This window comes from Streptomyces sp. NPDC032745 (assembly GCF_055579465.1).
In genome coordinates this window covers 452,910-474,291 of sequence record NZ_JBVING010000002.1, presented here as the reverse complement: position 1 = coordinate 474,291, position 21,382 = coordinate 452,910, and the positions used below count along the sequence as shown (strand labels likewise).

The 21,382-nt window shown below is 71.3% G+C and carries 12 protein-coding genes; 7 read left to right on the top strand and 5 right to left on the bottom strand.

The window, feature by feature from the left end:
- Positions 1–947: 947 nt before the first annotated feature.
- A complete protein-coding gene (locus ACZ5WG_RS06435) occupies positions 948–1,334 on the top strand; it encodes a hypothetical protein (RefSeq protein ID WP_468721081.1) in 387 nt (128 codons plus the stop codon).
- A gap of 334 nt (positions 1,335–1,668) precedes the next feature.
- Entirely contained in the window at positions 1,669–9,900 is an 8,232-nt protein-coding gene (locus ACZ5WG_RS06430) for a SpvB/TcaC N-terminal domain-containing protein (protein ID WP_468721080.1), read from the top strand.
- Between the two features lie 654 nt (positions 9,901–10,554).
- On the opposite strand, the gene exaC is transcribed toward ACZ5WG_RS06430, so the two are convergent.
- Both exaC and ACZ5WG_RS06420 read right to left on the bottom strand, forming a co-directional pair.
- Complete coding sequence (exaC, locus tag ACZ5WG_RS06425; RefSeq protein ID WP_468721079.1) at positions 10,555–12,078, bottom strand: acetaldehyde dehydrogenase ExaC; 1,524 nt, start codon at positions 12,076–12,078, stop codon at positions 10,555–10,557.
- 54 nt (positions 12,079–12,132) lie between these two features.
- Positions 12,133–13,551, bottom strand: a complete 1,419-nt coding sequence (locus ACZ5WG_RS06420; protein WP_468721078.1) for a GAF domain-containing protein — start codon at positions 13,549–13,551, stop codon at positions 12,133–12,135.
- 324 nt (positions 13,552–13,875) lie between these two features.
- Here ACZ5WG_RS06420 and ACZ5WG_RS06415 point away from each other — a divergent pair, with 324 nt between their 5' ends.
- A complete protein-coding gene (locus ACZ5WG_RS06415; RefSeq protein WP_030158088.1) occupies positions 13,876–14,058 on the top strand; it encodes a hypothetical protein in 183 nt (60 codons plus the stop codon).
- Between the two features lie 115 nt (positions 14,059–14,173).
- Here ACZ5WG_RS06415 and ACZ5WG_RS06410 read toward each other — a convergent pair whose 3' ends face one another.
- Both ACZ5WG_RS06410 and ACZ5WG_RS06405 read right to left on the bottom strand, forming a co-directional pair.
- Entirely contained in the window at positions 14,174–14,629 is a 456-nt protein-coding gene (locus ACZ5WG_RS06410) for an SAM-dependent methyltransferase (protein ID WP_468721461.1), read from the bottom strand.
- 22 nt (positions 14,630–14,651) lie between these two features.
- Positions 14,652–15,446 (bottom strand): hypothetical protein, encoded by a 795-nt coding sequence (locus ACZ5WG_RS06405; protein ID WP_468721076.1) that lies wholly within the window; start codon positions 15,444–15,446, stop codon positions 14,652–14,654.
- A gap of 135 nt (positions 15,447–15,581) precedes the next feature.
- Here ACZ5WG_RS06405 and ACZ5WG_RS06400 point away from each other — a divergent pair, with 135 nt between their 5' ends.
- On the top strand, positions 15,582–16,496 hold the full coding sequence (locus ACZ5WG_RS06400; protein ID WP_468721075.1) for an oxygenase MpaB family protein: 915 nt from the start codon (positions 15,582–15,584) through the stop codon (positions 16,494–16,496).
- Between the two features lie 66 nt (positions 16,497–16,562).
- Here the strand turns inward: ACZ5WG_RS06400 and ACZ5WG_RS06395 are convergent, their stop codons facing one another.
- Complete coding sequence (locus tag ACZ5WG_RS06395) at positions 16,563–17,162, bottom strand: class I SAM-dependent methyltransferase (protein ID WP_468721074.1); 600 nt, start codon at positions 17,160–17,162, stop codon at positions 16,563–16,565.
- Between the two features lie 205 nt (positions 17,163–17,367).
- On the opposite strand from ACZ5WG_RS06395, the gene ACZ5WG_RS06390 reads away from it, so the two are divergent.
- From ACZ5WG_RS06390 to ACZ5WG_RS06380, 3 genes are all read left to right on the top strand, one after another.
- A complete protein-coding gene (locus ACZ5WG_RS06390; RefSeq protein ID WP_468721073.1) occupies positions 17,368–18,174 on the top strand; it encodes an MHYT domain-containing protein in 807 nt (268 codons plus the stop codon).
- Positions 18,175–18,274: 100 nt separating this feature from the next.
- On the top strand, positions 18,275–20,929 hold the full coding sequence (locus ACZ5WG_RS06385) for a sensor histidine kinase (protein ID WP_468721072.1): 2,655 nt from the start codon (positions 18,275–18,277) through the stop codon (positions 20,927–20,929).
- Positions 20,929–21,372 carry a roadblock/LC7 domain-containing protein gene (locus ACZ5WG_RS06380; protein WP_468721070.1) on the top strand — a complete coding sequence of 148 codons (444 nt, stop codon included), beginning with the start codon at positions 20,929–20,931 and terminating at the stop codon, positions 21,370–21,372. The genes ACZ5WG_RS06385 and ACZ5WG_RS06380 overlap by 1 nt, the downstream gene beginning before the upstream one ends.
- Positions 21,373–21,382 lie beyond the last annotated feature (10 nt).

Sequence of the window (21,382 nt, the reverse complement as noted above, 5' to 3'; positions counted from 1 at the left end):
GGGAGCGTAGGTGCAGGCGGTGGCGATGGCGGCGGTGACAGGGGTGCGGAGGCTCTGGGAAGGAGCCGGTCGTCGGCGCGTCGATCGCCGGGGCGCTGCCCTGCCTGGGAGGCCGGACGCTCTGCATGAACGACAGAGGCAGTGCCGATGGTCAGAGCGCCGGTCCGGGGTCGGCGTACGTCTCGCTGAGGAGTCTCCGACGGCCGTTCAGCACTTGAGGATGACCCGGCGCCCGTACAGAGATGGACTTTTCAGCCGATGGGGAACCGGGGCTTGCGGTCGGCGTCTTGATCCTCGCGTCGGCTCGATCGTGCAGTCGAGGAGGTTCTGATGGCAGGTCAGGCAAGTGAGGTGAGGCAGGCGAAGGCGTCCGCGCCGGAGCATCAAGGGGCTCTCGGGCATAGGGGAGCTCCATGCGGCGGAGCGGGGGGCATGGTGAGCATCTCGTCCATCTCGGCGGGCGGCAGCAGCCAGCCCTCCACTTCCTGAAGGATCAGCTTTGAGTAGCTGTGGGCGTGTGCGACTGGAGTACGCCGTTCTGGACCGTGACTGGTCCGGGAGATGCCCTTGAATGGACCATTGGTTACGTACAGTATTCGCATGATGTCCACATGTGCCTGATGTGCTGGATGCCTGGAGGGGGCAACGTCCCTTCCAGGCACCCAACTTCATGGCTCTAGAAGAATCCAAGTTTCTTGGGGGAGTAGCTACAAAGAATGTTCTTCGTGTACTGGTGGTACACACGCCACACCGCTCCTGACGAGGCAAAATGACGGTGCCTGTCCTCGGTGGTCCGGTGCTGGCCCGCTACTGGCCCGGATCTTGGTCGGTTCCGTGGCCAGGCGAAGCGATGGTCGTCGATTGAGGGCCTCAGGGTTTGGGCTGTGCGACGGCGCGCTCGCGAGTGGCGGCAAGGCATTGCCAACCCCAGCGGGGGAACCGGGCCGTTGTCCCCGAGGCGACGCGGGAGCCTAGCGGGGCCGCCGCAGCCGTGGAACGCGGCGGCCCTGCGGCTGCCGGAGGAACCGTACGTCTTCCTCGCCGCGGGTTCGCGCCGTCACGAGGGCCGGGGTGAGGACGTACCCGCCCTGATGCACCGCGAGGTCCCGGATCCGTGCGGCTGGCTGCGGATCGACGGCGACCGCACCAACGATGCCCGCTACGTCGTGCCGGCGTACTCCTTCGAGCCGCCGCCCGCCGCCCGCCGTGGGGTTCCGGGACTGCCTGCACGAGCTGGAGCCGGCGGGGGCCGTCCCGCGCTCGCCGTCACGGCGGAGGAATGGGGTGACCACTGGCCCGTCCGGAACCGGCCGGAGCCACCGCCTGTTGGCTGACGCACGGTTCCTGCTGGACCGTCGGCGCAGCCGTCCGGGACGATCCGGTGCTCGGCGGGCACCGGCAGAGTCCGCCGCCACAGACAGGCGATGCCCGCACGGCCCGCCGGAAACTCCTGATAGCCCTTACGCGTGACGATGCCACGCCCCACCGACATTCCGGGGACCGGACGATCGCGCCACCGCCTGGCGTGAGTCCGATTACCGACCTTGCCCGCAATCCTTGTGAACCTGTACGGTCGCCGGGCGGTCGCCGGGGTGGATCTACTGGCCGCGATTCCACGGAAAGTGCCCTGTCCCAGGTCGAGTTCAGTCTCCATAGGGGGTCGGGGGCATGACCGTCCTCGCGTCGGCTCGTGTGCGCGTCAAGAGCTTGCTGGTGGCCTTCGTCATCGTATTGCCGATGCTGGGGGTGGCGCCGCCGGGGTGGGTCACGACAGCGGGACCGCAGGCGGGTGCCGACTCGGCGGTGAAGAGCCCGGAGCATCCCGAGGGCACGTCGTTCAACCCGAACCAGATCAAGGACATCAAGGCGGCCGACCCCGGCTCCGGGGTGAACCTGGTCGAGGCGCCCTTGGCGAACAACAGCGGTGACGCGCGGTTGTCGTACCCGCTGGAGGTGCCGAAGGGCCGCGCGGGCCTGGAGCCGAAGCTGGCCGTCACCTACAACTCGTCGGGGACGAATGGGTGGCTTGGCGTCGGGTGGGGCGTCACCACCCCGATGGTCACGGTCGACACACGGTGGGGTGTGCCGCGCTACGACGCCGGGCTGGAGACCGAGACCTACCTGCTCAACGGCGAGCAGCTGACCCCGGTGGCGCACCGGAGCGAGTTGCAGGCGCGCACTGCGGAGAAGGTGTTCCACTCCCGGGTGGAGGGCCGGTTCGACCGGATCGTGCGCCACGGCGACAGCCCCACGAACTATTGGTGGGAGGTCACCGACAAGCAGGGTGTCCGCACGCTCTTCGGCGGCACGGCCGACAGCACGCTGGCCGACGGCACGGGTCGCGTCGCCACCTGGGCGGCGCGGGAGATCCGCGACGGCAACGACAACCTCCTGCGCTACCGGTACGCCAAGGTGGCCGACGGCGGCACGACGGGCGCCGCGGTGCCGGGCAGCGAGCTGTACCTGCAGAAGATCACCTACACCGGCCGCGGCGACACCGACGGCAGGTACTCGGTGACCTTCATCCGGGACCGTGAGCGCGGGGAGCCCCGCCGGGCGGACGTGCGGATCGACGCCAGGTACGGGTTCAAAAAGGTCACCGCCGACCTGCTACGGCGCGTCGAGGTCAAGCTGGACGACCAGCTGATCCGTGCCTACGAACTGAACTACCGGACCGGCGCGTTCGCCAAGACTCTGCTCACCTCGGTGTCGCAGTTCAGCGAGAGCAACCAGCTGTTCAACACCCACACGTTCGACTACTTCGACGACGTGCGCGACCAGTCGGGCAACTACAACGCCTTCGCCGACGCGGCGGGTTGGTCGGTGCCGGATGACGACCTCGGGGTGAACATCCGCGAAGGCGAGGCCAGCGCGATCTCGGCGAACACATCGGTCGGCTTCGGCGCGCACCTGTTCGCGGGCTACAACGTGCAGGGGCTGCCGACCAAGGAGGGTGCCGTCGGGTTGAAGGTCGGGTTCAGCGCCGGCCAATCCGACGGCCTGTCGACGCTGACCGATGTGAACGGCGACAACCTGCCGGACAAGGTGTTCCGCAAGAACAACGACGTGTTCTACCGGCCCAATCTGGCCAAACCAGGTGGTGAGCCGAAGTTCGGAGACACGCCGGTCAAGCTCACCGGTCTCCCCGGAATCTCGACCGAGCGCACGCTGTCCGGCACCATCGGCGCCGAGGCGTACGTCCTCACCACCTCGGCCCAGCTGGACTTCGTGGGCACCACGACCACCTCGGACCGGTTCTTCAGCGACGTCAACGGCGACGGCATAACCGACCTGGTGAACAACGGCGGCGTGCTGTTCGGCTACCTGGACGCCAATGGGCAACCCGCCTATAGTGCGGACTCCACCCACACCCCGGCGCCGATCGGGGGCGGCGCGGTGACCGGCGAGATCGTCGGCGATCAGACCGCGCAGTTCAACCAGCAGGTGGACAACTCGCCGCTGCTGGACTCGGTGCGCCGCTGGGTCGCGCCGTTCGACGGCAACGTCCGCGTGGACGGCCGCGTGCAGCTGACCCAGGACCCCTCCCCGGCGCGGGCGGCCTACACCAAGGCCGACGGCGTACGGGTCACCATCCAGCACAAGGACTCCGAACTCTGGGCACAGCGGATCGGCCCCGATGACCACACCGAGTTCACCCCGGGCAATGTGGCATCGATTCCGGTGAAGAAGGGCGACGCGCTCTACTTCCGCACACAGTCCATTCTGGACGGCAAGTACGACACCGTGGCGTGGGACCCGGCGATCACCTACACCAACCTGCCGGCCGGCACGGACGCGAACGGGTTGGCGAACACCGTGTTCCGCGCGTCGGCCGACTTCACCTTCGGTGGCAGGCCGTCCTTGGTGACCGTGCCGGTGAACGGCACGTTGCGGCTGACCGGTGACGTGGTCAAGAACAAGGCGACCTCGGACGACGTGACCGTCGTGATCGAAAAGGGCAACGGCGTCCACCCCGGCGCGGAGGTGTTCCGCAAGGTCCTGCCCGCCGCGTCGACCGGCACCTCCGCGATCGACGTGAGCATTCCGGTCAGCACGTTCGAGAAGATGTCGTGGAAGCTGAAGACCGACTCCCCGATCGACGCCTCGGCGGTGAGCTGGGCGCCGAAGGCGCACTACACGGCCGCGCAGGGGGTCGAGTCGGTCGTCGACGCCGCGGGCAATCCCACGCTGGTGATCACCCCGCCGTACGACATGGACATGTACCCGGCGGACACCCTCGCCGCGCCGCAGCAGTCCTACAAGGCGACCAAGACCGGCCAGTTGAAGGTGCGGCCGAATCTGTCCTTCAACCTCAACCTCCTCGGTGACGCCAAGATTGCGTTCACGGTGAAGAAGCGCGGCGGGCAGCTGGTCGGCAAACGGATCTTCCAGGCCAGGGACACCTACTTCGGTGGCACGAAACTGGACCTGACGGTGCCGGTCACCGCCGGCGATGAGCTCTACATCGACTACTCCACGACGGAGACCCGACTGCTCGGCCTGCTCGTCGAGCAGTCCGCGTCGGTCACCTATGACGTGACCTCGAACTGGCCGGCCTTCACCCCGGCGCCCAGCGCCATGCACGGTTCCGTCGGGCAGGGCGCCTTCGCCCAGCCCTACCGCGGCTGGGGTGTGATCGGCTACCAGGGCAACCGCGACCGCGCCACCCAGCCGCTCAAGCAGGCTGAACTCACGCTGGACCAGAGCTTCAAGGACGCGCTTCCCAAGGAGCCCAAGGAAGCGGACGTCGCGCCTTTCGCCGCGAATCCCCGGCTCACCATGCCGCGCCTCGCGGTGTTCGCCCCCGTTCCCGCCAAGGGCGGCTGGGCCGCTCAGGACGAGTCCTCCTGGATCACCGCCGCGATGGCGACCAGTTCCCGCCTCGGCGCGGACACCATCGACGTCGTCACCGACGCCGACGTGGCGGGCGACCGGGCGGTGATGCGCCGCGGTGTCACCGGCCAGGTGTCGGCCACCCTCGCGGCGGGCCCGTTCGGCGGCACCGTGGTCGGCGGGATCACCGCGGGCTCGGTCGACTACCTCGACCTCAACGGCGACGGCTACCCCGACGTCGTCGGCGCCAAGGAGATCCAGTTCTCCGACATGACCGGCGCGCTCGGCGCCAAGCGCGGCACCCTCGGCGGCAACGTCCGCGAGGCGGACAACGTCTCCGGCAACGTGTCGTTCTCCGCGGGCAGCGAGACCGCCACCATCGCCAGCGCACTGGGCATGGCCGCACCCGACGCGGGCACCAGCGCCAACACCGCCACCACCGGCTCGGTCCAGCCGTCGCTCGGCATCGGCGGCAGCCTCGGCGGCGGCGAGTCCGACGCCCGCGTCGACCTGATCGACATCAACGGGGACGGGTTGCCGGACAAGGTGTTCGGCAACGGCGAGGCCCAGTTGAACCTCGGCTACTCCTTCGCCGCCCGCGAACCCTGGTCGGCCGGACCGATCAACGACGCGTCCACCCGCAACGTCGGCGTCAACCTCGGGTTCAACGTCGACCGCTACGGCTTCGCGGGCGGAGTCTCCGCCGAGCTGGGCACCTCGTTCACCAACGCGAGCATGATGGACGTCAACGGCGACGGCCTCACCGACCGGGTGTTCACCGACGGGGCCAACCCGATCAAGGTCGCGGTCAACACCGGCACCAGCTTCACCGCACCCGCCCCCTTCCGCGGCAGCTTCCCCGAGATCGCCGTCGACAAGAACGCCAGTCTCGGCGCGGGCGTCTACTTCACCGTCGGCCTGCCCACTCCCGTCGGCGTCTTCGTCTTCAACCCCGGCGCCAGCGCGTCCACCGGCATAAGTCGGGCCGAGACCAGCCTGCGCGACGTCAACGGCGACGGCCTCGCCGACCACGTCAAGTCGACCCGCGACAACGAGCTGCTGGTCGCCACCAACAAGACCGGGCGCACCAACCTCCTGCGCACGGTCTCGCGCCCGATGGGCGCGCGGATCGAACTGGACTACTCCCGTACCGGCAACACCCAGGCCATGCCCGAGAGCCGCTGGGTCCTGTCCCGCACCACCGTGTTCGACGGTCAGACCGGCGACGGAGCCGACAACCAACTCACGACTTACCGCTACGAGAACGGCACGTACGACCGGCTGGAGCGCGAGTTCCGCGGTTTCGGCAAGGTCGTCTCGGAGGTCCGCGATCCTGGCGCGGGCGACGCCCTCTACCGGGCGGTGAGCGACGAGTACAGGACCGGCAGCGTCTACACCAGGGGCCTGCTCGCCCGCACTCTCACCACCGACGGCGCGGGCCGACCGTTCACCGAGACCGTCAACACCTATCAGCTCCACGACATCGCCACCGGCACGGCGGCCGATCCGGCGGGCACCACGGCGTCGGTGTTCCCTCAGCTGACCCGGGTGGACAAGAAGTTCCACGAGGGTGCGCAGGAACCCGCGAAGACCACGCACACCGTGATGGCCTACGACGAGTACGGCAACCTGACGGGATCGTTCGACGCCGGTGATGACGGCGTCGAAGACGACGTCCAGACCGACTTCGGGTACACCGCGTCCGACCAGGCGTGCCGGGACCGCAACCTGGTCGGGTTGGCCCGGTCCGTGTCCCAGCGCGCGACCGCGACAGACACCTCGCTCCGGCATCGCGAGGCCACGGTGGACTGTGCGACGGGGGCGCTTCGGCAGATCAGGGAGTACGCGACCCCCGCCGACATCGCGGTCACGGACCTGGAATACCACCCGGACGGGAACCTGCGGTCGGTGACCCGTCCGGCGAACAAGTCCGGTCAGCGCTACAAGCTGGAGTACGGCTACGACACCGTCGTCGGCGTGCACGTCGAGTCCGTCGTGGACAGTTTCGGGTACCGGTCGGCCACGACGCACAACCTGAAGTACGGCCTGCCGGACCGGAGTACCGACCAGAACGACCAGCCGCTGTCGATGGCGTACGACAGCGTCGGCCGGCTGGACTCGGTCACCGGCCCGTACGAGGCGGGCAGCGGCAAGGTCACGATCGACTTCGAGTACCACCCCGAGGCGGCCGTCCCGTACGCGACGACGAAGAACCTGGACCGGGACTCGGGCGGCGTGCGGGCGGACACCATCGACACCGTCACGTTCAGCGATGGTCTGAAGCGGGCGCTGCAGACAAAGAAGGACGCGTCGGTCGCCGCGTCGCCGGGGACGGCGCCGCAGCCGGTGATGACGGTGTCCGGGCGGCTGAAGTTCGACTTCCTCGGCCGCACGACGGAGAAGTACTACCCGGTGACCGAGCCCAAGGGCGCGGCGAACACCAAGCTCAACGCCGCGTTCGACACGGTGGCCCCGACGAAGGACTCGTTCGACGTGCTGGACCGGCCGGTCAGGACGGTGCGGCCGGACGGGGTCAGCACGACCAACGGGTACGGATTCGGGCCGGACCGGGCCGGTACGACGCGGTTCGAGAACACGGTGACCGATGCCAATGGCAAGCAGCGCCGCATCTACACCGGAGTCCGCGACACGACCTCGGCGGTGAAGGAGTTCAGCGGTTCGACGGCGGTCTGGACCAGCTACGCGAACGACCCGCTGGGCCGGGTCACGGCCATCACCGACGACAAGGACAACGTCACCCGCGCCGAGTACGACGGCCTGGGGCGGCGCACGGTGTTCGACAACCCGGACGCGGGCCGGACCGAGACGCGCTACGACCTGGCCGGCAACGTCACGGCGAAGATCACCGCGAACCTGCGGGCCGCCGGCCAGAGCATCGAGTACGACTACGACTACGCGCGGGTGAAGGCCGTCCGGTACCCGAAGTTCCCGGCGAACGACGTCACCTACTCCTACGGCGCCCCGGGCGCGGCGGACAACGCCGCGTCGCGGATCGCCGAGGTCCGGGACGCGGCCGGGACGACCACCCGCGGCTACGGGCCGCTGGGCGAGCTGACCAGGGAGACGCGCACGATCACCGCCGCCGGCGGGTCACCGCGCACCTACACGACCGCGTGGCGCTACGACACGTTCAACCGCGTGCTGCAGCTGACCTACCCCGACGGCGAGGTGCTCACCTACGGCTACGACTCCGGTGGCCAGGTCACGCGGGCGACCGGGGTCAAGGGCGGGACCGACTACACCTACCTGGAACGGCTGGACTACGACAAGTTCGGTCAGAAGACCCTCCAGGAGACCGGCAACGGGGTGCGCACGGCCTACACGTACGACGCCGAGGACCGCAGGCTCGCGACGATTAAGTCCGACGCACCCACCGGGTCGACGTTCCAGGACCTGGGCTACACCTACGACAACGCCGGCAACGTCACGGCGCTGGCGAACTCCGCGCCGCGGAGCTCGGCGATCGGCGGCCCGAGCTCCCAGATCTACGGCTACGACGACCTGAACCGGCTGACGTCGGCGTCCGGGCAGTACACGGACAAGAACAACCAGGTCAACAAGTACACCCTGACGCTGGGCTACGACTCCCTCCACAACACGACGAGCAAGTCCCAGCGCCACGAGATCACCGGCGGCGTCCCCGCCTTCCCGCCCGGCGCAGGGTCCCCCGGACCGATCGAACCGGTCGACGACCCGTCGAACCCGGCCGACGTGCAGGACAGGACGAGCTACGACTACGGCTACACCTACGCCGGTGGCAAGCCCCACGCGCCGAGTCAGGTCGGCCCGATCACCCAGGCCTACGACGCCGACGGCAACCTCACCGCCACGGTGAACACCGCCGCGGCGGACAAGCGCAGGCAGTACGTGTGGGACGAGGAGAACCGCCTCGCCTGCAACCAGGACACCACGGCCTCGGCGGTGGAGCAGGGTCCCGCGGGCTGTGCGGGCGCCACCGTCTCCTACGTGTACGACGCGGCGGGCGAGCGCGTGGTCAAGAAGGGCGAAAGCCTGTCGCTGTACCCCAACCAGAACTACAGCGAGCGTGACGGCACCGGGTACAAGCACGTCTTCATCGGCGAGACCCGCTTGACGACCAAGACCGTCGCGAGCGGAGTCGAGAACGACCGGTCGTTCTTCCACACCGACCACCTCGGGTCGTCCGGGTACGTCACGGACAACACGGGCGCGGTGACCGAGCACCTGGAGTACTTCGCGTCCGGGGAGACCTGGGTGGAGGAACGGGCCGGGCAGGCGGACACGCCGTACCAGTACACCGGCAAGGAACTCGACGGCGAGACGGGCCTCAACTACCACGGCGCCCGCTACTACAACCCGCGAACCCAACTGTGGGCGAGCGCCGACCCGGCCCTGCCGGAGTACCTCGACACCAAGCTCGCGGGCGGCATCTCCGAACCCCGCAACCTCGCCGCCTACACCTACGCGCACAACAACCCCGTCAAGCTGGTCGACCCCACCGGACGGGCTCCCGAGGTGCCGGTGCCTGTCTACAACCAGATCGCGGACCGCATGGCCAAAGAGATGTCGACCAACTCCCGCTCCGGCCCGGTGCAGAAGATGCACGAGATCAACACGGTCCAGGGTGTGACGAAGTGGGTCAAACCGAACTGGTACGCCGACAAGGCGGCGGCGCTGCTGGCGTGGAAGGAATTCGTCAAGACCGGCGGCCCGTGGGACCACAAGGGCCTGATCGCGGACCTGAACGACGGCAAGGTCAACAACTCGACCAGCATCCCCGGTACCGGCTTCTGGATGCGGGACGACTTCTGGTCCAACGTCCACTACGGCTACGTGGGTACGGCGGCCGGGTTCAGCCCCGAGGTGCTGTTGGGGGCCGCGAGCGCCGTCGACGTGAAAGAGCGTCAGCCCATCTTTTCGGGCGACCCCACCTCGATCATGTTCGGAATTCGCCTCTATCAGGCATACGGAGAAGGGGGCCTGACGGCCGAGAACCTCACCACGGAGATCAGGAACCACTTCGAGGAGCTGAGGAAAGCCGGGCTGATCGAGAACCACCCGAGATAGGGGACGCGAGCGGTCGGCCCGCCGCTCCGCGCGCGGCGGGCCACGGTGACCGGATACCCGGGGACACGCTGACACCCGAGATCCTCGAGGCTGAAGAAATCTGGCGCGATCCGGAACCGGTCGTAATGGCGGACGCGAGCGGCACACCGTGCTGGAAGTCCACGAACTGGTAGGAGCCGCCGCTGAGCGGGTCGCCGCCGCTGTAGGCAAGCACGACGTCGTCCCGGACGGCGAAGCGCGGAGTACCGGGCTCCAGCGGGACCGTCGTCGAACTTGGTTGACACCCGGCTCCGGGCGCGGGCCCAAGGGCAGCCCGCGCCCGGACTTGTGCCGTGGGTCATGTCTGGCCCGGGGGTTGCCAGAGGTGTAGCGGGAGCGTCAACGCCTCCGGCGTCCCTGGCGTTCAGCCGACCTCAGCCGCGGGCCAACGCCGTGCGTCGGTCTTGGGCTGTCGGGTGGTGTAGCGACCAGGGTCTGCTGGTAGCCGGGTTGTCCGGAGGTCGCCCTGGCCCATGTATGGCCCGGATCTTGTCTCTGAATTAGGTTATGGGAGAGAAGCGACTCTGGAATCGACCGGTTTTGATTGCTTCACCGAGGCCAGAGGACGGTGCCCGGTCGTGTCTTTTATGCAGGTCAGGCGCCGTCCTTAACTTCTTAGAAGAAGCCGAGCTTCTTGGGGGAGTAACTTACTAATAAGTTCTTCGTCTGCTGGTAGTGCTCCAGCATCATCTTGTGGGTCTCCCGGCCGATGCCCGACTGCTTGTAGCCGCCGAAGGCGGCGTGGGCCGGGTAGGCGTGGTAGCAGTTCGTCCAGACGCGGCCGGCCTGGATCGCGCGGCCCGCGCGGTAGGCGGTGTTGACGTCGCGGGTCCAGACGCCGGCGCCCAGGCCGTACGCCGTGTCGTTGGCGATGCGGACGGCGTCGTCGAAGTCCTGGAAGGACGTCACCGACACGACCGGGCCGAAGATCTCCTCCTGGAAGATCCGCATCCGGTTGTCGCCCTCGAAGATGGTCGGCTCCACATAGAAGCCACCGGCCAGGTCACCGCCGTGGTCGATCCGCCGGCCACCGGTGAGGATCTTCGCGCCTTCCTGCTGGCCGATCTCCACGTACGAGAGGACCTTGCGCAGCTGCTCCTCGGAGGCCTGCGCGCCGATCATCGTCTCCGTGTCCAACGGGTGCCCCGGCACGATCAGTTCGGTGCGGGCCACGGCCGCGTCGAGGAAGTCGCCGTACCGGCCGCGCTCGATCAGGGCGCGCGAGGGGCTGGTGCACACCTCGCCCTGGTTGAGGGCGAACATGCTGAACCCTTCCAGGGCCTTGTCGCGCAGGTCGTCGTCCGTGGCCCAGATGTCGTCGAAGAACAGGTTCGGGCTCTTGCCGCCGAGTTCGAGGGTGACCGGCTTGAGGTGCTCTGCCGCGTACTGCATGATCAGCCGTCCCGTGGACGTCTCCCCGGTGAACGCGATCTTCGCCACGCGCGGGCTTGACGCCAGCGGCTTGCCCGCCTCCTCGCCGAAGCCGTTGACGATGTTCACCACGCCCGGCGGCAGCAGGTCCGCCACCAGGCTCAGCCAGTAGTGCACCGAGGCCGGGGTCTGCTCGGCCGGCTTCAGCACCACCGTGTTCCCCGCCGCCAGCGCCGGAGCCAGCTTCCACACCGCCATCAGGATCGGGAAGTTCCACGGGATGATCTGCCCGACGACGCCCAGCGGCTCGTGGAAGTGGTAGGCGACGGTGTCGTCGTCGAGCTGGCTCAGCGCACCCTCCTGGGCGCGCAGGGCGCCCGCGAAATAGCGGAACTGGTCGATGGCCAGCGGCATGTCGGCGGCCAGGGTCTCCCGGATCGGCTTGCCGTTCTCCCAGGTCTCCGCGACCGCCAGGGCCTCCAGGTTCTGCTCCATCCGGTCCGCGATGCGCAGCAGGACGGTCGAGCGCTCGGTGACCGAGGTGCGCCCCCAGGCGGGCGCGGCCGCGTGCGCCGCGTCGAGGGCGCGCTCGACGTCCTCCGCCGTGCCGCGCGCGACCTCGGTGAACGGCTGGCCGTTGACGGGGGAGGGATTGGCGAAGTACCCGCCGAGGGCGGGCTCGACGTACTCGCCGCCGATGAAGTGGCCGTAGCGGGACGCGTACGACATGAGCGCGCCTTCGGTACCGGGCGCAGCGTAACGGGCCATGGTGTCCTCCCCTTGCCGGGCGCCGGCCGCCGTCGGACAGCGCTCGGGAGGAGGCTAGGAGCGGGCAGGTTGCGGATACGTTGCACGTCCCGCACGTCCCGGACGCGCCGGCTCCCGCCGGGTGGGGGGTGGTCCGGCGAAGGGTGCGGGTGCGGGTGCGGTGCCGGAGCCGGAGCCGGGGGCGAATCCGGGTGCGGCGCCCGTCCTGAGCGCGGGCCCGATGCCGAGTTCGCCGTCGAGGGCCCGTACGCGGGCCAGCGCGGCCGGCCGTCCCTCCGGCGGCAGCGCCGCGGCCAGCGCCCGCCACACCGCCGGATCGTCCGCGCCCCACGGGGCGCACACCCAGTCCGTCAGCAGCCCCACGTCCGCCCGAGCGATCACGGCGGCCCGTGCCTGGTCCTCGATCCGGCGCCGCAGCCGGACGATGCCCGGCGCGGTCGAGCCGGGGAGCAGCGGGCCCGCGTAGTGGTGGAGCGCCGCCGACACGGCGCCGGCCGCCAGGTGGCGGGTCACCACGGTGAAGTCCGCCTCCAGCGGCGCCGCCGTACGGTAGGGCCGCGAGAGCGGGGCGCGGGCGCCCAACAGCCCGCGCAGCCGTGACATTTCGGCGCGCAGGGTCACCGGTGACACCGACTCGTCCTCGTACAGTGCGATCGCCAGCTCCTCGCCCGACAGACCCTCGGGATGGTGCGCGAGGAGCGCCATGATCTCGCTGTGCCGCCGCCCCAGGCGGATCCTCGCGCCGTCACCGCCGATCAGCAGCGCCTCGTCCCGGCCGAGGGCGCCGAGGGTGTCCCCGGCGGCCTGCGGGAACGGGTCCAGCAGCGCCAGCTGGGCCTCCGCGGCCCGGGCCACCGCCTGCACGAAGGCGAGGGAGTGCGGATGGGCCAGGCCGTCGCCGCCGGTGATGTCCACCGCGCCGAGCAGCCGGCCGGTACGGGGGTCGCGGACCGGGGCCGCCGCACACGTCCAGGGGTGCACCCGACGGCTGAAGTGCTCGGCCCCGAAGACCTGGACCGGTTCCCCGACGGCGACCGCCGTACCCGGCGCGTTGGTCCCCATCGCCGTCTCGGCCCAGCGCGCGCCCGGTACGAAGCCGAGCCCCTCCGCCCGGCGCAGCGTGGCCCTCTCGCCCTCCACCCACAGCAGGCTGCCCCGCGCGTCGCACACCGCCAGCAGATGGGCCCCGTGCGCCGCGAAGGCCCCCACGAGGTCCCGGAACACCGGCATCACCCGGGCCAGCGGGTGCTGCGCACGGTACGACCGCAGTTCCGCCTCCGCCAGGTCCACCCGGGGCGTGCACTCCGGGCCGACCCGGGCCCGGGCACACCGCCGCCAGGATTTCGCGATCACCGCCCGGACCGGGGCCTCGACCAGCCCGTCCTGCGTGAACGCGGTGTGCGCCCGCCGCAGTACGCGCGTGCGCTCGGCGGGATCAGCCCCGCCCGCCAGCGCCACCGACGGATCGTCCATGTCACCCTCCCGTGGTGCCGCGGTACCCGGAGCGCCCCCATCGTCGTCCCGGCCCCGGGCCCCGACAAGCACTGCGTCGGCCACTCGACGCCGATACACCGCCAGGGGTTGCCGGGCGGCCGGGCCGAAGCCCCCGGCCCGGGCGGCCGGGTCCGTGGCGGCCCGGTCGCGCACGGTAGCCGCCGACCGGCGGGACCGGGCCCGGACGGGGGAGGCCTCGGCCGGGAGGCGTACGGCGTCTTCGTCAGGAGCGGGGGCGGGAACGCGGGGTCGCGGTGGCGCGTTGAGGGGGTAGTGGTCGACGACAGCTGGAGGTGTCCGCAGATGTCCAAGCGCGGCAAGGTCGCGGTTGCCGGAGTCGCGGCAGCCATCGTGTTGTTCTGGACGGTCGGGTTCTGGGCAGGGCTGCTGGTCCTGATCGGGGTGCCGGCGGCCGCCTATCTGCTGCTGGACTCCTCCCAGCGGCGTCGTCTGCGGGGTATATCCAGGAAGCAGCTCGGCCGCTGAGCGGGCGCGGCCGCATCCGCGGATGACCGCCCGTACCCGGGGTCGGCCGGCCGGCCCGGGCCCGGACGGGGCGTCCGGGCCCGCACTCCGCCGTGGCGGGCCCCGGGTCATCAGGTCAGTAGTAGTCCCGCATCAGCGTCGTGGCCCATTCCGGCTGGCGCAGTTCTCCGCGCGGGCCGAATTCGGCCAGGTACGGCTTCAGGTCGAGCACCGGGGTGCCGTCCACCGCGTCCAGGCCCTCCACGTGCACGTCCAGACCGTCCACCTTCAGGATCCGGCACCGGGAGACACCCAGCCGGTTCGGCCTGTTCTTGCCGCGCTGGGCGAAGATGCCGACAAGCGGCCAGTCCGGGTTGCCCCGGGGGTGCCGCGCGCCCGTCTCGATCTTCTCCACCGGGACGCGGTCGAAGTGGTAGACGACCTCGAGGTGCGAGAACTCCGCCAGCCCGTACAGGGCCTCCGGGCCGAACCGCCCGGCGTCCAGGCGGATCACGGCCGTCTCCCGCCCCCAGTCGTCGTCGGCGACCTCAGCGCGGCCGCCCACCACCACGGCCACCGGCTCCGACTCCACCAGCACAGCATCTCCCTCGGGTTCAGACCGGGCGTACGGCGATGCGGTCCAGCGCCGCCAGCAGCTCCGGCAGTTTCGGCAGACCGAGATCAGGATCCCCGTCGCGGGGGACCGCGAGCACCTCGCCCGCCTCCTCGTCCAGCAGTACGAAGGCCGCGTCGTCGGTCCGGGCCACCAGCGACCACCCGGGCCCGTCCACCCGCAGGGTCCGCGCACCCTCGCCCGCGAAGGACGACCGCACCCGCCCGGGCGGCGGCGGGCTCTGCGTGTACTCCACGGCCTCCTTGAGCGCCCGCGCGAGCCCGGGGTGCGCCGCGGCGGCCGCCCCGCCGTCCGTCGCGATGCGCTCGCGCCAGTCGGACCACTCCCGGGCGATCTGGTCCGCGCCCATGCGCCGCTGCACCGGACCCCACGCCTCGGCGGAGGGCGGCGCCAGCGGCACTCGCCCGGTGCCGTCGGCGCCCTGCTCCGGGTCGTGCGGATCCGGGATCCCCGGCGTCGCCACCGACAGGTCCAGCGGCCAGCCCGCCAGCGAGACCACGATCGTCCGCTCGTCCGGCGACAGGTCGTACTCCATGCCGCAGTCCCAGGAGGCGATCGCCATGGCCACGAGCGAGACGTCGTCCACGACGACGGTCCAGCGCGCGCCCTCCTCGTCCTGGCCGAGCACCAGCCCGTACCCCCGCGCCACCGGCTTCACGCCCAGCAGCGCGCAGGCCTCCGGGAAATCGTCGCCCAGGATGCTCGGGAACTGCGCAGGGGTCAGCAGCACGGCGGTCAGCACATAGAGCGAACCGCCCTCCTCCTCGTCGGACACGTGGCCTCCCGGTCGCTCTCTCGTCGGCGCACCCTAACCAGCGGGTAACCCCCGCGTCGAGAGCCTGCGGGCGACGATTTCCAAGCCCGCCACCTGCACGTAGAGTTGGGTCCCCGCCACAGAAAGGGACACCCGGTGCAGCGTTACGACCGGCTGAGGGAGATCCTCCGTCTCGACCCCGACAAGGACTTCCTCACCATCTACCGGCTCACCGCCACCTACGAGTTCCCCTGGGACTTCACCCGCGCGCTGGAGCTCGCCCTCTTCCGCACCTACGCCGTGCCCGCCATCGGCCGTCTGCTGGCCGAGACCGCCGAGTTCACCGACCGCCCGCAGAAACGCTACGACGACACCGCGCTGCTCCTCGACGCCGTCGTGGAGCATGGATTCGAGAGCGAGACCGCGCGCACCGCGATCCGCCGCGTCAACCAGATGCACCGCGCCTACGACATCGGCAACGAGGACATGCGCTACGTCCTGTGCACTTTCGTGGTGATTCCGGCGCGCTGGCTGGACGCGTACGGCTGGCGCCCGATGACCCACCATGAGCGCCGGGCCAGCGCGAACTACTACGCCGAACTCGGTCGGCACATGGGCATCACGGACATCCCGGACTCCTACGAGGAGTTCGAGGAGGCCCTGAACGCCTACGAGGAGGCCCACTTCGGCTGGGACGAGGGCGGCCGCAAGGTCGCCGACTCCACCATCGGCCTGATGGCCTCCTGGTACCCGGCGCCGCTCGCCCCCGCGGTGCGCGCCCTCAGCCTGTCCCTCCTCGACGAGCCGCTGCTGTCCGCCTTCCGCTACGAGAGCCCCCGCCCGCAGGTCAAGGCGCTGTTCCGGGGTGCCCTGAAGCTGCGCGGCCGCGCCGTCCGGCTGCTCCCGCCGCGCAAGGCCCCGCACTACGCCCGGCAGAACCCGGAGATCAAGGGCTACCCCCGCGGCTACGACGTGGGCGAGCTCGGCACGTTTCCCGTGCCCGGCTCGGGGGGATGCCCCGTGCCGCATCCCCGCCGGCCGGCCGGGGCCGAGGCCCAGCCTCCGGCGTGATCCGGGGCACCTCCCCGGACCCCGGGCGAGGTGCCGGCGTACGCATGTGTGTGAGAGGTGGGCGAGTCAGGCGCGGCGCACCGCGAGCGCCAGGAAGCGGGTGTCCTCGTCGGCGTACGAGGTCATGTCCCAGCCCGAACCGGCCAGCAGCGGGCCGAGGTTGTGCTCGGCCCGCTGGTCGTCCGGCGTCAGCTCGCGTCCCTGCCGCGCCGCGAGGGCCGCTCGCCCGATCGGGTGGAACAGGGCGAGCCGGCCGCCGGGGCGCACGACGCGGGCGAGCTCCCGCAGGTTCGCCTCCGGGTCGGGCAGGTGCGCGATCAGCCCGGCGGCGAAGACGGCGTCGAGCGCCCCGTCGCGCAGCGGCAGCCGGGCCACGTCCGCGAGCAGCAGTGTGCCCGCCGCGCCCCGGCCGGCCTGCCGCGCGGCGGCCAGCATCTGCGGGGTGAGGTCCGTGCCGAGCACCGTGCCGGCCGGGCCGACGGCGGCGCGCAGCGCCAGCAGCGCCCGCCCGGTTCCGCAGCCCGCGTCGAGCACCCGGTCCCCGGAGCGCAGGCCGAACTCGGCCACGGCGGTCGTGAACGCGGGCCCGTCATCGGGGAACTTCCGGTCCCAGTCGGCGGCGCGTGCCCCGAAGAACTCCTGCACGTGCGTGTGGTCTTCGCTCATGTGGACATGATCCCCCACGGGCTTGTGCCGGGGGTGCGAGCTGCGTGTGCACTGCATGCGGTACGTGCGGTGCGTGCGGTGCGTGCGCAAGGTGGCACGTGGCGTGATCGAAGATGAACGTAGCTCTGTCATATTCCAGCAGTTCCAGCTGCTTTCGAAATGCGCCCCTTGTTCGTGCCCTCACCCGGACTAGCGTCCCGGGGCCATGGGACACCTCGACCACGCGGCCTATGGCTGGCTGACACCCGTACTGTCATATGTGATGGCATCCATCGGCGCCGCCCTCGGGCTGCGCTGCACCGTCCGCGCACTCGCCGCGACGACCGGATCCTCCCGCCGCAACTGGCTCCTCACCGCGGCCTCCGCCATCGGCACCGGCATCTGGACGATGCACTTCGTCGCGATGCTCGGCTTCAACGTCACCGGCACCGAGATCCACTACAACGTGCCGCTGACCATCCTCAGCCTGCTCGTCGCCATGATCGTCGTCGGCGCCGGGGTCTTCGCCGTCGGCTACGGCAGGGACCGCGGCCGCGCCCTGGTCCTCGGCGGGCTCACCACCGGCCTCGGCGTCGCCAGCATGCACTACCTCGGCATGGCCGCCCTGCGCCTGCACGGCAGCATCTCGTACGACCCGCTCACGGTCGGGCTCTCGGTCGCCATCGCCGTCGTCGCGGCCACCGCCGCGCTCTGGGCCGCGCTCAACATCAAGGCGCCGGCCGCAGTGGCCGTCGCCTCGCTCGTCATGGGCGCCGCCGTCAGCAGCATGCACTACACCGGGATGATGGCGGTCGCCGTCCGTGTCGTCCCCTCGGACCGCGTCCTGCCGGGCGCCACCGCGATGCAGTTCATCTTCCCGCTCGCCGTCGGGCTCGGCTCGTACCTGTTCATCACCTCGGCGTTCGTCGCGCTCTCCCCGACCGCAGACGAGCGTGCCGCCTCCGCCTCGGCCGCCCGGCACCTGGGCGAGCAGGCACCCGGGTCGGCCGCGTCGGCCGCGCCGGCCCGCTGAACCGCTGACCTCGGCCTGATCGGCCCGTCGGCCCGTCGGCCCGACCCCGGCCCGACTCCCCGACCCGACCCCGCTGGACCGCACCCCGAACGAGGAGCCCATGCGCACACCCCGCAGACCACCGGAAGCAGCGGCGCCGCAGCTGCCCGCGCCCCCGGCGCGCGGCCGCCGGGCCCACGCCGGACCGCCCGCCCAGGAACCGGCGGCGCAGCAGGACCGGCCGACCGGCCGTCCCGGCCCGGCGGCCGGCTCCGATGACGGGTCCCGCCGGCTGCGGCTGCGGCTGCGCCCCGCCACCGTCCGCGCGAAGATCGTGTCGCTCCTGATGGTCCCCGTCGTCTCGCTGCTCGCCCTCTGGGGCTTCGCGACCGTCAGCACCGCCCAGGACATCGCCCGGCTCAGCCGCGTCCAGCGGGTCGACGAGCAGATACGCACCCCCGTCGCCGCCGCCGTCACCGAGCTCCAGGCCGAACGGCGCGCCGCCGTCCGCTACCTGGCCGACCCCGCCGCCGACCAGGGCGCCGCCCTGGAGCAGCAGTCGCGGCGCACCGACGCCGCGGTCGCGCGGCTGCGGCTCGGCGAGCGGCACACAGTCGCCGAGTCCGGCGACTACCGCACCGAAGTCGTCGTCCGGGTCGGGGCCTTCGTCGCCGCGGCGGAGGGACTCGGCTCCACCCGCAAGGACGTCGCGGAGCGGCGTGCGACCACGGACGCGGCGTACGAGACGTACACCCGCGTGGTGGACGGTGCCCTCTCGGTCGACGGCTCCCTCTCCGGCGGTCAGAAGGCCGAACTCGGCCCCGATGCCCGCGTCCTGCTCGAATTCGCCCGCGCCGGGGAGCTCCTCTCCCGTGAGGACGCGCTGATCGCCGCGCCCGGTCCGCGCACCGCCGAAACGCTTCGGCGCCTCGTCGGCGTCGTCGAGACCCGCCGCGCCCTCACCGCGAGTTCCGCCGACGACCTGCCCGCCGCCCAGCAGGCCGCCTGGCAGTCGGTGACCAAGAGCGCGGCCTACGCCGAGCTGACCGCTGCCGAGGACCGGGTGATCACCGCTGGGACGGCCACGGGCGCGGCCACCGGGTCGGCCAAGGACGCGGCCCGCGGCGTGCCGGCCGGCTGGGACGCCGCGTACACGAGCATCAGCACCTCCATGCACGAGATCGGGGCCGCCGCGCACGCCGCAGCCGCCGACCGCACCGACCCCCTCGCCCAGGCCGGGCTCAGCCCCGCCGGAGCCGCCGTACTGCTGGGCCTCGCCGCCGTCGCCGCCTCTCTCGTCATCTCCGTGCGCATCGGCCGCGCCCTCGTCGTGGAACTCGTCTCGCTGCGCAACACCGCCCTGGAGATCGCCCACCGCAAGCTCCCGCACGCCATGGACCGGCTGCGGGCCGGCCAGGACATCGACGTCGACGTCGAGAACCCGCCCGGACCGCCCGCCGACGACGAGATCACCCAGGTCGGCGAGGCGCTGGCCACCGTCCACCGGGCGGCCCTCAGCGCGGCCGTCGAGCGCGCCGAGCTCGCCAACGGGGTGAGCGGCGTCTTCGTCAACCTGGCCCGCCGCAGTCAGGTCCTGGTGCACAAGCAGCTCACCCTGCTGGACTCGATGGAGCGGCGCGCCGACGACCCCGGCGAACTCGGCGACCTGTTCCGCCTCGACCACCTCACGACGCGGATGCGCCGGCACGCCGAGAGCCTGATCATCCTGTCGGGCGCCGCTCCCGGGCGCGCCTGGCGGATGCCGGTCCCGCTGACCAACGTCGTACGGGCCGCCGTCTCCGAGATCGAGGACTATCCGCGTGTCGAAGTCCGCCAGCTGGCGGAGGCCGCCGTGATCGGCGGTGCGGTCGCCGACCTCACGCACCTGCTCGCCGAACTCATCGAGAACGCCACCCAGTTCTCCCCGCCCCACACCAAGGTCCGCGTCAGCGGCGAGCCCGTCGGCGCCGGATACGTCCTGGAGGTCGAGGACCGCGGGCTCGGCATGGGACGAGAGACCCTCCACGAGGCCAACCGGCGCATCGAGCAGTCCGAGGCCCTCGACCTGTTCGACAGCGACCGGCTCGGGCTGTTCGTGGTCAGCCGGCTCTCGGCCCGGCACGGTGTGCGGGTGCACCTGCGCACGTCACCGTACGGGGGCACCACCGCCGTGGTGCTCCTGCCGAACTCCCTGCTCCAGGGCGCGATCGAGACCGGCTCCGCGCCGGCGGCCCCGGACCGGGACCCGCTGGTGGAGGCCCCGGCGGGACGGGGGGAGCCGGCACCGCAGCCGCCCGCAATGTCCGTCGTACGGGACGACGCCCGCCGCTCGGCGCTACGGGAGGACGGGCGCGGTATCCCGCTCCCGGACCGCAACCCCGTACGGGAGGAGCCGAGCCCGGCCCCGGTGGCCGCGCTGCGGCCGCGGGGTCCCGGGGGCGCGGCCGCCCGTACGCAGGCCGCACCGGTTCCGTTGTCGGCGGAGGATTCCGCTCCGGTGCCCGCGCCCGCACCGGCCCCCCGGCTCGCCGCAGGCTCCGCCCCGGTGCCCGACGCCTCGGTCACCGAACTGCCGCGCCGCGTACGCCAGGCCAGCCTGGTCCCGCAGCTGCGCGAGACCCCCGCCCCGAAGGCCCCGGCCGGGGCGCGCCCGGCCGAGGACCCGCCGGGGCGCAGCCCGGAGCAGGCCCGGGACCGGATGGCGGCCTACCGGGCCGGCTGGGTCCGCGGGGCCCAGGAGAACTCCGCCCACGCAGGCAGTGAAGGAGAAGTGTGATGATCGAGCACCAGAGATTCGATCTCGACGGCGTCCGCAGGTCCGGCGAACTGGACTGGCTGCTGGACGACCTGGTGGTGAGGGTCCGCGAGGTCCGGCATGCCGTGGTCCTGTCCAACGACGGCCTGGCGGTGGGCGCGTCCAGTGCGCTCAGCCGGGAGGACGCGGAGCACCTGGCCGCCGTGGCCTCCGGATTCCACAGTCTGGCGAAGGGCGCGGGCCGGCATTTCCACGCCGGGGGCGTGCGCCAGACGATGGTGGAGATGGACGACGGGTTCCTCTTCGTCGCGGCCGCCGGGGACGGCTCTTGCCTTGCCGTCCTGAGCGCGGCGAGCGCCGACATCGGGCTGATCGCCTACGAGATGGCCCGGCTCGTGAAGCGGGTCGGGGAGCACCTGTACACCCCGCCCCGGTCCGCGGCGCGGCCGCCGGCCGCAGGCTGAGAGCGGCGGT

What these genes read in the sequence shown, in the direction of transcription:
- ACZ5WG_RS06430 (WP_468721080.1), top strand. Translation starts at nt 1,669, where the DNA reads ATGACCGTCCTCGCGTCGGCTCGTGTGCGCGTCAAGAGCTTGCTGGTG.
- exaC (WP_468721079.1), bottom strand. Translation starts at nt 12,078, where the DNA reads ATGGCCCGTTACGCTGCGCCCGGTACCGAAGGCGCGCTCATGTCGTAC.
- ACZ5WG_RS06395 (WP_468721074.1), bottom strand. Translation starts at nt 17,162, where the DNA reads ATGAGCGAAGACCACACGCACGTGCAGGAGTTCTTCGGGGCACGCGCC.
- ACZ5WG_RS06390 (WP_468721073.1), top strand. Translation starts at nt 17,368, where the DNA reads ATGGGACACCTCGACCACGCGGCCTATGGCTGGCTGACACCCGTACTG.
- ACZ5WG_RS06415 (WP_030158088.1), top strand. Translation starts at nt 13,876, where the DNA reads ATGTCCAAGCGCGGCAAGGTCGCGGTTGCCGGAGTCGCGGCAGCCATC.
- ACZ5WG_RS06420 (WP_468721078.1), bottom strand. Translation starts at nt 13,551, where the DNA reads ATGGACGATCCGTCGGTGGCGCTGGCGGGCGGGGCTGATCCCGCCGAG.
- ACZ5WG_RS06380 (WP_468721070.1), top strand. Translation starts at nt 20,929, where the DNA reads ATGATCGAGCACCAGAGATTCGATCTCGACGGCGTCCGCAGGTCCGGC.
- ACZ5WG_RS06385 (WP_468721072.1), top strand. Translation starts at nt 18,275, where the DNA reads ATGCGCACACCCCGCAGACCACCGGAAGCAGCGGCGCCGCAGCTGCCC.